Source organism: Enterobacter vonholyi (genome assembly GCF_040834095.1).
In the GTDB taxonomy this organism is placed as follows: Bacteria; Pseudomonadota; Gammaproteobacteria; order Enterobacterales; family Enterobacteriaceae; genus Enterobacter; species Enterobacter vonholyi.
This window is the reverse complement of the sequence record NZ_CP162152.1, coordinates 1,636,051-1,647,395: the sequence shown is the minus strand read 5'-3', so window position 1 is coordinate 1,647,395 and position 11,345 is coordinate 1,636,051. Positions and strand designations below refer to the sequence as shown.

The window sequence follows — 11,345 nt, the reverse complement described above, 5'->3', positions numbered from 1 at the left end:
TAAGCACTTCCCCCTTTGTGTGCTTATATCGATCCGATCCATTTTAATGGAAACTCAGGCAATCCGACAACATTATCACTGCTTTGTTCAGCTGCTGGCTCATGGATTAAGCAAATGAAAGAACCCGCTATTCACTTTGCGTGCTTATCCTGGAGACAGGGTGTCGGTCTTGGTGTAGGGTTGGCTTCGAATGTAACCATTATGAGTCTTAGGGATAAGACGAAAAGTCTGAGAATGCACAACGTTATATGAGCACAACACCAACAGAACGTGAATATTTCCTCGACTCGATCAGGGCCTGGCTGATGCTATTGGGGATCCCCTTTCACATTTCACTGATTTACTCCAGCCACACCTGGCACGTGAATAGTCAGATGCCCTCCTGGTGGCTGACGCTGTTTAATGACTTTATTCACGCCTTTCGTATGCAGGTTTTCTTCGTCATATCCGGCTATTTTTCTTACATGCTGTTTCTGCGATACCCGCTTAAGCGATGGTGGAAAGTACGCGTGGAGCGCGTGGGCATCCCCATGCTGACCGCAATTCCGCTGCTGACGCTGCCTCAGTTCATTATGCTGCAATACGTCAAAGGCAAAGCGGAGAACTGGCCGAATCTGACGCTGTATGAAAAGTACAATACGCTGGTCTGGGAGCTGGTGTCTCACCTGTGGTTCCTGCTGGTCCTTGTGGTGCTCACAACGGTAAGTCTGTTGATTTTTAGCCGCCTGCGCCACCATCTGAGCACAAAAGCCGACACCTTCTTCGCCAACGTTACGATGGGCAAACTGTCAGTGCTCTTCTTGCTGTTGGGGATCGCTTATGCCGCCGTGCGACGGACGCTGCTTATCGTTTACCCGCCTATTTTGAGCGACGGGTTATTCAATTTCGTGGTGATGCAGTCACTGTTCTACATTCCGTTCTTTTTAATCGGCGCGCTGGCTTTTATTCATCCAAAGCTTAAATCGCTGTTTGTCACCCCGTCACCGTGGTGCGCGCTGGGGGCAACCTTCGCGTTCGCTGCATATCTGCTGAATCAGCGCTACGGCAGCGGCGACGCCTGGATGTATGAAACGGAAAGCGTGATCACGATGCTGCTGGGCCTGTGGATGGTGAACGTGGTATTCGCGCTGGGCCATCGTTTGCTGAACTTTAAGTCCAGCCGCGTGACTTACTTCGTTAATGCATCACTGTTTATCTATCTGGTGCATCATCCGTTGACGCTTTTCTTCGGGGCTTACATCACACCGCACATCGCCTCCAACACGCTGGGCTTCTTTACCGGGCTGGTTTTTGTGGTAGGGGTGGCGATCGTACTTTACGAAATCCATCTGCGGATCCCGCTCCTGCGTTTCCTCTTTTCAGGAAAACCGCAGGCAAAAGCCTCATAAACCACGCGGCGCACCAGATGCGCCGCGTTTGCTTCAGCTTTCCAGCTCTTGTTTGCGCTGAGTCAGAAGCCGCTGATAAAGATGCGTGGTGTCGTCGTCAAAACAGACAAAAATCACCTTCTCTGGCAGCGGTTTTAACGACAGATAGCGGTAAACGGTTTCTACAGCGATCGTTGCGGCTGCCGCCTTAGGATAACCATACACGCCGGTGCTGATAGCCGGGAACGCCATCGTTTTATAACCGTTGTCGGCGGCCAGTCGCAGACAGTTCCGGTAAGCCTCTTCCAGAATACTCGCCTCGTGCCGATCGCCACCGTGCCAGACGGGCCCAACGGCATGAATAACCGCTCTGGCGGGCAGATTGCCCGCCAGCGTAATTACCGCATGACCGGGAGGACATTCGCCCTGCTGTTGCCGCACGGTTTTACAGGCTTCGAGCAGCTGCGGTCCGGCAGCACGGTGAATAGCCCCGTCCACACCGCCTCCCCCCATCAGGGAAGGATTGGCCGCATTGACGATGACGTCGACGTGCATTGTCGTAATATCGCCTTGAATAATTTCAATTTGCGGTTTCATAAAGCCCCTCTGCAATCCGCCTTTTTCTTAAGTGTATCGCAGAGGTGACCGGGAGAAAAAACTATCAGAAAAAATCCTCTTCCACCGCAGGGCGGGGAGAACGCGCATTAGCGATACTGGATTTCAATAACTGCAAGCGTTTTTTCAGGATTAAGGTATTTCATATTGAGCGTTGCCAGGTTTGAGTCGCTCACTTTCCCGTTAAGCGCCTCTTCATAGCTGACCATACGCGTTTGCATACGGTTATTATTTGGACATGACATTGCAAATTGTTGCTTCTGCGGAGTGACTTCACAAGGGTCGGCGACGATAGCACCGCGAAAATGTATGACACCGCCGTCAACAACTGTGGCCGAATAAGCCGGGATACTCAAAGCAGAAACGACCAGACCCAGACCTGCTACGAGTCGAGCAAAATAGTTGTTCATTATAGGTACTCCTCAATGAAAATCGTCCATGAGGGGTAAACGCGCTTCATTTATTACGGCAAACGAAGTTTCACGTTACGGAACATAACGACCTGGTCCCTGATATCAGCATAGCTCAACGGCACAGACCCGCCACATTCACAACATATTGATTTAATACATTTTTATAGCGGGCGTTCCGCTGGCGACCACTGTTGTGATAAATGAAGCGATTTTCCATCTGTAACGGTGACAACGATTTTTACCGTGTCTCCTGCATTAATATTTAAACTCAGGCGCATTAAATCAATCGTCTGATTAGCTGGTATAAAAAGTGTGTTTTGCTGCCGGGAAGAACTTTGCCCCCCCTGCCCTTCTCGTAAAGAAACAATCTGAACCTGACAATCACACGACTGCGTAAGAGTGACCTGAGGAATAATGGTGGTCATATTTTCCTGCTGCGACGTTTTGAAGGTGATCTGACTGGAAAGCGCGGCCAGGAGAATTAAGGTATTCATGATAAACTCCCGAAAAAAAAACAGGGCTGATGCCCTGTTTTTTTGTAGCACAGATTTCAGTATCAGTACTGATGAGCTGTCGCGTGGTTACCAAAACCGATCTGGGTAACGTTGACAGTAGAGTTAGAGGCAGTCTGGTCAACGAGTGCGCCGTTAAAGCCGCCGGACTGGCTAACGTTCATAACAGATTTTTTACTGTTCCACTGATCAAGTGTTGCACTGTTGCCGAATCCTTTCTGGGTCAGGTTGATTTTACTGTCATCAGAACCCTGACCAACGTCAGCGCCGTTACCGCCACCTTTCTGGGTAATATTCAGCACGGAATTTCTGGCGTCTGTCTGCAGAGCAACCGCGGAGTTACCGCCACCGTCCTGATAAATATTCAGGGTTGAATTTGGACCACTGTATCCGCCATGACCATGCCCATGACCCCAGCCGCCCTGATTAATAGAACCCGCCATAGCACTACCAGAAACTACGATTGCTGCAAGCGCTGCCACTTTGAGAAATTTCATGGTAAACCCCCATCGGATTGATTAAAGTCGTCGCGAAAGCGCTAATGTTGAATAACGTTAATCGCCATTTGCGACTGTTTCTGCACTACAACTGCGGTTTTCTGCGTACCGTACTGCGTAATATTTGCTCTATTACCCGACCCTTTCTGGATAATTTTCGCGCTATTACCGTATCCATCTTGCGTAATACCTGCATCATTCGCGTTTCCGCTCTGATCGATCCAGGCTATATTGTAACTCCCTGATTGATCAACTCTCGCTCTGTTGCCTGCCCCATCCTGGGAAACAATGGACAATAGTTTCGAACCTTCCTGGCGAACCTGAGCGTCATTGAAAACACCCTGTTGACCAATAATGGCTGCCTGATTGAGTGATGAAAGACTTAATTCGTTAACCGCAAAGTTATATTCAGCATTTGCTAAATCTGAATTCGCTGCGGATACAAATCCAGGCGCACCCAGTAATGTAAACATCATAAATAGCGATGTATATTTCATGTTGTCACCCTGGACCTGGTTATTGAATAACTCCATAACCCTATAACAGTGTCACATGTAAAAACGATTCGTATTGTGTTAACGCGTCGTTACGGTGAAGAGTATGTCCGCTGAAACATTTTAAATATCTCACCCGCGCGGCTTATTTTTATTTTTCAGATCACCACAAAGTCGTAATTTACATCAAAAACCACTTTATTCAGGCCAGCTTATATATTTTATTAAATGCATTTATCGAAAGGGTTGTACAGCAAGACAAAAGCTGTCCACGCCTCCTCCCGGGGTGTTTAAACGTAACGGCATGAGAACATTTTTTCTCAGCACGTGACACGAGGCCTCTTTTCTTAAGCCAGACTGCTGCTCATTCGATGGCTTAGTAAAAACCTGTAACTCATACTAAATTATTGCTTTATAAAAATAATAAATATCCTTTTAAATCATGCAATTAAAAATATTTGTATGATTTTTAAAATCTGTGCAGCTCTATTTATGTGTACAACTTTCTCATCAATTCTCGCCATTCAAAACAACTCAATTTCACAAATTAATATTGATTTTTACATTATGTTACATGTTTAACACTTGCTTTAAACTTCGTAAAAGCTAGATTGAAATTAGATGTACGAAATTGGTTTTATATTTACCTCCCTGTGGAGGTTATGGTCTGATTCTACACACAGCAGTGCAACATCTGTCAGTACTTCTGGTGTCCTCTTTTAAACAGGAGGACAGCTGCCAGGTGCCAAATAAAGTGGGGTTTCATCATGTATAATGAAGTCCATAGTTTACATGGTCATACATTACTGTTGATCACAAAACCTTCTCTGCAAGCGACAGCATTATTACAACATTTAAAGCAATCTTTATCACTGAACGGGAAATTGCATAATATTCAACGTTCTTTTGATGATATTGCACCTGGCAGCATCATTCTTTTCGATATGATGGAAGCGGATAAAAAACTTATCCATTACTGGCAAGATATTTTAAGCAGGAAAAACAACAATATCCGCGTGCTATTGTTGAATACGCCTGATGAATATCCTTTCAGAGATATTGAAAACTGGCCGCATATCAATGGCGTGTTCTACGTCACAGAAGAAGAAGACCGGGTAGTTGAGGGTCTGCAAGGTATATTGCGCGGAGAGTGTTATTTTTCGCAAAAGCTTGCCAGTTATCTCATCACGCACTCGGGAAATTATCGTTATAACAGCTCAGAGTCAGCACTGCTCACGCACCGTGAGAAAGAGATCCTGAATAAGTTACGCATTGGTGCTTCAAATATTGAAATCGCCCGTTCGTTATTTATCAGCGAAAATACGGTAAAGACGCACCTTTATAATCTTTTCAAGAAGATAGCTGTGAAAAACAGAACTCAGGCTGTTTCGTGGGCAAACGATAACCTCAGGCGTTAATCACATGAAGCGCACGTTGAGTTGGATCGCCGCAGCGAGTTTCCTGCTCGCTGCCGGGAATCTGAAGGCCGTCGAGGTCGAAGTTCCCGGATTGTTAACAGACCACACTGTTTCATCGGTCGGGCACAGTTTTTACCGTGCCTTTAGTGATAAATGGGACAGTACTTATACCGGAAATATAACGATCAACGAGCGGCCCAGTGCACGATGGGGAAGTTGGATAACAATAACGGCTAATCAGTACGTTATTTATCAAACGTTTTTATTCCCCACAAAAATGGACTTCGATAAAAACGTAGCCCTGGCACTGGCACAATCAGAAGACGCTATTAATCGCCTGCAAATAGATAAAGCCCTATTAAGCACCAGCGATTTAGCAAAAGACGAGTTCTAGCGAACCGATATGCGGAGGCTGTCATGCGTATTGCATATGCAGTTGTTTCGATAATGCTGATAACACCCATAAGCTGGGCCGGAAACATGACGTTTCAGTTCCGTAACCCTAACTTTGGCGGTAACCCTAACAACGGCGCGTTCCTGCTGAATGAAGCTCAGGCGCAAAACTCCTATAAGGATCCCAGCTTAAAGGATTTTAGCATTGATACCCCGTCCGCACTGGACAACTTCACTCAAGCTATTCAGTCGCAGATTTTAGGTGGGTTACTGACCAACATTAATACCGGTAAACCCGGCCGGATGGTGACCAACGACTTTATCGTTGATATCGCCAACACTGACGGACAGCTTCAGTTGAACGTGACCGATCGTAAAACCGGAAGAATCTCCACCATTCAGGTTTCCGGTCTACAAAGTAATTCAACTGACTTTTAAACAATAGCTAAATAAGGACAACGATCATGCAGCGCTTCCTGATTTTTGTTGCAGTGTGCTTATTGAGCGGTTGTTTAACTGCTCCACCTAAAGAAGCTGCAAAACCTACATTAATGCCTCGGGCCCAGAGTTATCGTGATTTAACGCATTTACCTGCTCCAACGGGGAAAATATTTGTCTCCGTATACAACATTCAGGATGAAACCGGGCAATTCAAACCTTACCCGGCAAGTAACTTCTCCACGGCCGTGCCGCAAAGCGCCACCGCGATGCTGGTTACCGCGCTCAAGGATTCGCACTGGTTTATTCCCCTGGAACGTCAAGGTCTTCAGAACCTGTTGAATGAACGTAAAATCATTCGTGCAGCACAGGAAAATGGTACCGTCGCGGCCAATAACCGTACGCCTCTGGAATCTCTGGCGGCAGCGAACGTGATGATTGAAGGATCGATTATTGGCTACGAAAGTAATGTTAAATCGGGTGGAGCGGGCGCGCGGTATTTCGGTATCGGCGCGGATACCCAATACCAGCTCGACCAAATTGCCGTTAACCTGCGTGTGGTCAACGTCAGTACAGGCGAAGTGCTCTCTTCGGTGAACACCAGCAAAACCATACTGTCCTATGAAGTTCAGGCAGGGGTATTCCGCTTCATCGATTACCAGCGTTTGCTGGAGGGTGAAATTGGCTACACCTCCAACGAGCCGGTCATGATGTGTCTGATGTCAGCCATTGAAACCGGCGTGATCTTCTTAATCAACGACGGTATTGACCGCGGGCTGTGGGATCTGCAAAACAAAGCAGACGTGCAGAACCCGATACTGGTGAAATACCGCGATATGTCAGTCCCTCCGGAATCCTGACAGGAAGCGCATAAAAAAGGCGAGATGATTATCTCGCCTTTTTTTATTCGCTCACAGCCGTGACGTTTTGCGCTTTTTCCCGCCGCGACGCCAGCCAAAGACCGCTGTTTTTCATGGCATAGCCAAACAGCAACCCCAGCGCCAGGGAGGGGACCACCAGCTTCCAGTCACCCTGCCCTGCAAAGGTCGCACACGCCCCAATAAAGGTTCCAGGAACAAATGAAAGCAGCAGATGCTTAGCCTGGATGCACATTAAAAAGGCAACAACGCCCGTCATCACGTATCCCAGCATCTCCAGATGCGGCGCCAGCGCGCTGCCTTTCATGATCACCAGCGCCCAGATAACACCGCTCATCAGGGTGCAGCCAGAGATAAAGAGCCCTTTGGCGCCCCCCTGCGGGCAGGCGAAATAGGCCGTACAGCCAAGGAATCCGGCCCAGCTGAGTAATCCGAGAGACACGGCCACCCATCCCCAAAGCCCGGAGAGAATGCCCGTCGTTATTGCGATACAAAGTAATATGTTCATGGCGCGCATCTTAGCAGAAGCGCACCATAGAAATGCGATCAGAAGCACATTATGTGCAAATTGAAATGCGTAGTTGCAGAATTTATGTGATCTAAATCACTATTCATTCTCTTCTTCCAGCTCATCCCACATCGCCGCGATCGCGTCGCGCGTGAGCGGTGCCAGCGTTCTCCAGAATGGCGAGGTGGCATGCGCTTCGACTTTACCAAGGAATGTTCCGACCCACGGCAGCAGGTACGTTTCGAACAGGGTTTCAATAGCTTCGTTCTCATCATCCCCGGCGTTGTCTTCGATCCAGGAGGCAGCAAGCAGCAGCGTACCGATATGATCCGCCGGCGTATCGCTCAGCGGCATACCGCGGGTGGAGAGGAAAGCGCGGACTTCCGCTTCCGTCGCCCCGTCCTGCCAGGCTGAGCGGTATGGCGAAACGCGGCACTCATCGCCGACGAACAGTGCATTGTAGTCCGTCGCAATCTGCTGCATATCGCAGCTTTTTTGCAGACGTTCCAGTAAATCATCCTGTTCCAGCGGCCAGTTCTGCGCCAGTTTACCTTCACGAATCAACGTAAAAAGCGGAACCAACAGCGGGTCTTGCGGCTGGCGATAATAGAGCGTACCCAGCACGCGGCAGAGGATGGAAAACTCGTTCATTTTTATTATTCCATTACACAATTAAAGATCGGCAAATTCGGCAATCGGCTCCATTCCGCGGGACTCAAGGAAATCGAGCATGCGGCGTGGGGTCACGTTCAGGATTTGCGCTTCCGGGAAGTTAACATCATTCAGCACTTTCAGGCACTCGCTGAAATCACCCAGCGTAAACGCGGTATGAGAATCTGAGCCCAACGCCACCATGCCGCCCGCATCACGCACGGCGGCCGCCACTTCGCGACAGTTGGCTTCACTGCCCTTACGCGAGTGAACAAAAGAGGAGTTATTAATCTCCAGCGCCACGCGGTGCTTCGCTGCCGCCTGCGCGACAGCCTGAATATCAATCGGATATTTTGGGTTACCGGGATGACTGATAATGTGCACATTGCCGCTGGCAATGGTGGCAATCATCGCCGCGGTATTGGTCTCTTTATCCTGAGGAGCAAAAACCGGCTCATGGAAGCCGGCGAGGACAAGGTCAAGAGACGTCAGCATCGGGCCGGTGCAGTCGATCTCACCGTCGGTATTTTTGATGTTTGCCTCAATGCCGCGCAGTATCCCAATGCCGTCCACCAGACGTGGCCAGATCCGCATATTCACAAAATGCCAGTAGTGCGGCGCATCAGCCATATCCGGGCCATGATCGGTGATCGCGAACAGCTTGATGCCTTTAAGCTTCGCCTGGGCGATATAATCATGGAGGTTGCTATAAGCGTGGGTACTGGCGACGGTGTGCATATGCAGGTCAACGGGATACATCTCTCTCTCCTCTGCGGTTTTTCCAAAGGATAGCAGTTATCAGCGGCGAATATTAGCAAAAACCCGGCGAACGCCGGGTTTATCTCAGTAGCCGCGCTGTCTGTCGACCTGGCCGGTGACCGGGTTACCCTTTTCCATTTCGCTGATGGTATGTGATATATACGCCACCGCTTCTGCCGGACGCGTCACGGCGGCCACGTGAGGGGTCATCGCGACGCGCGGGTGCGCCCAAAGCGGGCTTTCCGCGGGTAGCGGCTCACGGCTATAGACATCCAGCATGGCACCTTTAAGCTTTCCTCTGTCCAGCGCCTTCAGCAGATCGGGCTCGACCAGATGCACCCCGCGCGCCAGGTTCATCAGGTAGCTCCGATCGACGAGCTGATTGAGCAACGCTTCATTGATGATACCGACCGTTTCCGCCGTATTGGGCAGCAGGTTGATGAGCACGCGCGTCCCGTTCAGAAAGGCCGGGAGTTCATCCGTCCCGGCAAAGCTCTCTACGCCCGGATAATCTTTGCGGCTGCGACTCCAGCAGCGCAGCGGAAAGCCCCACGGAGCAAGGGCTTCAGCCACTTTTGAGCCCAGCACGCCCGCGCCGAGGATGCCGATGGTAAAGTCCTCACGACGGTAATCCGGCAGCGGCTCCCAGCGGGCCTGCTGCTTAAATGCCTGATAGTCATCAAAGCGGCGGAACCAGTGCAGAACCTGGCTCACGGCATATTCCTGCATCTGCTGGCCCATTCCGGTATCTTCCAGGCGAAACAGTGGAACGTCTTCCGGCAGCATTTCAGGGTGTGCCTTAAGTTTGCTCAGAATGGAATCCACGCCGGCTCCAAGGGCAAAAACGGCCTTCAGCTTGCGTCCCTGGAGCATTTCTACCGGAGGATGCCAGACCAGCGCATAGTCAGCATGTTCATTATCGCCGCGCTTCCACTCGCGTACGCGTGCGCCGGGCAGCGCCGCCGAAAGTGCGTCAATCCAGTAAGAGTTATCAAATGTAGGGTGATAGAAGAGAATATCCATGGTCATTCCTGCCTTTTATTGCGCTGTTTTGCTTTCATTTTCAAGTGGATTGTCAGCATAACAAATTTATCAGGAAACCGCGTTGCTGATAAAAGAGGCATTTTATGCACATTTAAGAATCATGTTGCCTGAAGTTTGTCTAAACGCGCTAAATTACTGAAAAAGTGAGTTGACGGCAGTTCGGCTTTTCCTTACATTAGCGCCCGTCCCGTCAACAACTGGATGACAATATGGTGAGGTGTCCGAGTGGCTGAAGGAGCACGCCTGGAAAGTGTGTATACGGCAACGTATCGGGGGTTCGAATCCCCCCCTCACCGCCATATTTAAAGAAGAGCTCGCATGAAAATGCGGGCTTTTTTTTCGCATATTGTACGCATGCAGGGGGGATTCGAACCTTGTGGCTCTGTGCGAAACTCATGTCGGGTGGCGCTGCGCTTACCCGACATGGAAAAAACTAGTCTTCCACCATCTTCGCATACTCTTCGGTCAGAAAATCCACCAGCGCCCTAACGGAGGGCAGCAAACCGCGTCTTGAAGGATAAACGGCATGAATCACTTCCCGTCTGGGTTCCCATGCCTCAAGCACCCGAACCAGCTCACCGGACGCAAGCTGCTCCTTCACCATCAAAATCGGCAACTGCACCACGCCAATGCCTGCCATGGCGGCTTCACGCAGCGCGAGCATATCCGTACTGATCAAACGGGGATGGTAATGGATCTCCGCTTTCGCCCCGTCGGGTCCGGAAAGTGCCCACTTATGGTTGTGCTTTCCCTCTCCCATACTTAATCCCGGCCAGGCGCTGAGTTCAGACGGCATTGACGGTTCCCCCAGACGGGCAATCAACGCCGGGCTTGCCACCAGGCAATGCCCTCTGTCAGCCAGCACCCTTAACACCAGGTCACTGTCATCAAACGGACGCGGGCGTACGCGGATCGCGATATCCACGCCCTCTCCCACCAGATCTACCCGCCGGTTAGTCGCCTCAAGCTGAAGATTGATCCCGGGGTAGCGCGCCATAAATCTTGCCAGCATCGGACCAACGTGGACATGCAGTAAGGTTATCGGGCACGTGATCCTGACGATACCGCGCGGTTCGGCCTGCAGTGCCGCCACGGCTTCCTCGGCAGCCTCGGCCTCCACCATCATCGCTTTGCAGTGCTGATAGAACGTCTGGCCGACCTCGGTTACCGTAAAATGCCGGGTTGTTCTATGGATGAGCCGTACGCCAAGCCGCTCTTCCAGCTGCGCAATCCGGCGGCTTAGCTTGGACTTTGGCAGGTCAAGCGCCCTTCCCGCCGCAGCAAAGCCACCGTAGTCCACCACCTTCACAAACCAGACAAAGTCATTGAGATCCTGCATAAAACCTCATCGTTCTATT

Annotated in this window: 15 protein-coding genes and 1 tRNA gene; 6 read left to right on the top strand and 10 right to left on the bottom strand. The window is 50.1% G+C overall.

Going from position 1 to position 11,345, the window contains the following annotated elements; translation table 11 throughout:
• Positions 1–248 precede the first annotated feature (248 nt).
• On the top strand, positions 249–1,388 hold the full coding sequence (gene mdoC, locus AB3N39_RS07770) for a glucans biosynthesis protein MdoC (RefSeq protein ID WP_115874712.1): 1,140 nt from the start codon (positions 249–251) through the stop codon (positions 1,386–1,388).
• A 33-nt stretch (positions 1,389–1,421) separates the two neighbouring features.
• On the opposite strand, the gene ymdB is transcribed toward mdoC, so the two are convergent.
• From ymdB to csgB, 5 genes are all read right to left on the bottom strand, one after another.
• Positions 1,422–1,964, bottom strand: a complete 543-nt coding sequence (gene ymdB / locus AB3N39_RS07765) for an O-acetyl-ADP-ribose deacetylase (RefSeq protein WP_133294154.1) — start codon at positions 1,962–1,964, stop codon at positions 1,422–1,424.
• Positions 1,965–2,071: 107 nt separating this feature from the next.
• Entirely contained in the window at positions 2,072–2,392 is a 321-nt protein-coding gene (locus AB3N39_RS07760) for a type 1 fimbrial protein (RefSeq protein ID WP_047742227.1), read from the bottom strand.
• 164 nt (positions 2,393–2,556) lie between these two features.
• Complete coding sequence (csgC, locus tag AB3N39_RS07755; protein WP_133294153.1) at positions 2,557–2,889, bottom strand: curli assembly chaperone CsgC; 333 nt, start codon at positions 2,887–2,889, stop codon at positions 2,557–2,559.
• Between the two features lie 62 nt (positions 2,890–2,951).
• The gene (gene csgA, locus AB3N39_RS07750; protein WP_008500842.1) at positions 2,952–3,404 is read right to left on the bottom strand and encodes a curli major subunit CsgA; all 453 of its coding nucleotides are present in this window, start codon (positions 3,402–3,404) and stop codon (positions 2,952–2,954) included.
• 41 nt (positions 3,405–3,445) lie between these two features.
• Positions 3,446–3,901 (bottom strand): curli minor subunit CsgB, encoded by a 456-nt coding sequence (gene csgB, locus AB3N39_RS07745; RefSeq protein ID WP_248173434.1) that lies wholly within the window; start codon positions 3,899–3,901, stop codon positions 3,446–3,448.
• A gap of 764 nt (positions 3,902–4,665) precedes the next feature.
• Here csgB and csgD point away from each other — a divergent pair.
• Genes csgD through csgG form a run of 4 tightly spaced genes read left to right on the top strand, consistent with a single transcriptional unit; the run spans position 4,666 to position 7,007 of the window.
• Positions 4,666–5,316 (top strand): biofilm master transcriptional regulator CsgD, encoded by a 651-nt coding sequence (gene csgD, locus AB3N39_RS07740; protein WP_367897191.1) that lies wholly within the window; start codon positions 4,666–4,668, stop codon positions 5,314–5,316.
• A 4-nt stretch (positions 5,317–5,320) separates the two neighbouring features.
• A complete protein-coding gene (csgE, locus tag AB3N39_RS07735) occupies positions 5,321–5,710 on the top strand; it encodes a curli production assembly/transport protein CsgE (protein WP_008500845.1) in 390 nt (129 codons plus the stop codon).
• Between the two features lie 23 nt (positions 5,711–5,733).
• Positions 5,734–6,147 carry a curli production assembly/transport protein CsgF gene (gene csgF / locus AB3N39_RS07730; protein ID WP_023311106.1) on the top strand — a complete coding sequence of 138 codons (414 nt, stop codon included), beginning with the start codon at positions 5,734–5,736 and terminating at the stop codon, positions 6,145–6,147.
• 26 nt (positions 6,148–6,173) lie between these two features.
• A complete protein-coding gene (csgG, locus tag AB3N39_RS07725) occupies positions 6,174–7,007 on the top strand; it encodes a curli production assembly/transport protein CsgG (protein WP_021240792.1) in 834 nt (277 codons plus the stop codon).
• A 43-nt stretch (positions 7,008–7,050) separates the two neighbouring features.
• Here csgG and AB3N39_RS07720 read toward each other — a convergent pair whose 3' ends face one another.
• From AB3N39_RS07720 to ghrA, 4 genes are all read right to left on the bottom strand, one after another.
• Positions 7,051–7,533: a DUF1097 domain-containing protein gene (locus AB3N39_RS07720; RefSeq protein ID WP_288462128.1), complete on the bottom strand. Its 483-nt coding sequence runs from the start codon at positions 7,531–7,533 to the stop codon at positions 7,051–7,053.
• Between the two features lie 99 nt (positions 7,534–7,632).
• A complete protein-coding gene (locus AB3N39_RS07715; protein WP_367897190.1) occupies positions 7,633–8,184 on the bottom strand; it encodes a molecular chaperone in 552 nt (183 codons plus the stop codon).
• 21 nt (positions 8,185–8,205) lie between these two features.
• A complete protein-coding gene (locus tag AB3N39_RS07710; protein WP_367897189.1) occupies positions 8,206–8,943 on the bottom strand; it encodes a phosphatase in 738 nt (245 codons plus the stop codon).
• An 84-nt stretch (positions 8,944–9,027) separates the two neighbouring features.
• The gene (gene ghrA, locus AB3N39_RS07705; protein WP_325813318.1) at positions 9,028–9,966 is read right to left on the bottom strand and encodes a glyoxylate/hydroxypyruvate reductase GhrA; all 939 of its coding nucleotides are present in this window, start codon (positions 9,964–9,966) and stop codon (positions 9,028–9,030) included.
• A gap of 232 nt (positions 9,967–10,198) precedes the next feature.
• Between ghrA and AB3N39_RS07700 the strand changes: the two genes are divergently transcribed.
• A tRNA-Ser gene (locus AB3N39_RS07700) sits at positions 10,199–10,286 on the top strand.
• Between the two features lie 134 nt (positions 10,287–10,420).
• Here AB3N39_RS07700 and AB3N39_RS07695 read toward each other — a convergent pair.
• Positions 10,421–11,326, bottom strand: coding sequence for a LysR family transcriptional regulator (locus AB3N39_RS07695; protein WP_367897188.1), 906 nt, complete (start codon positions 11,324–11,326; stop codon positions 10,421–10,423).
• Between the last annotated feature and the right edge of the window lie 19 nt (positions 11,327–11,345).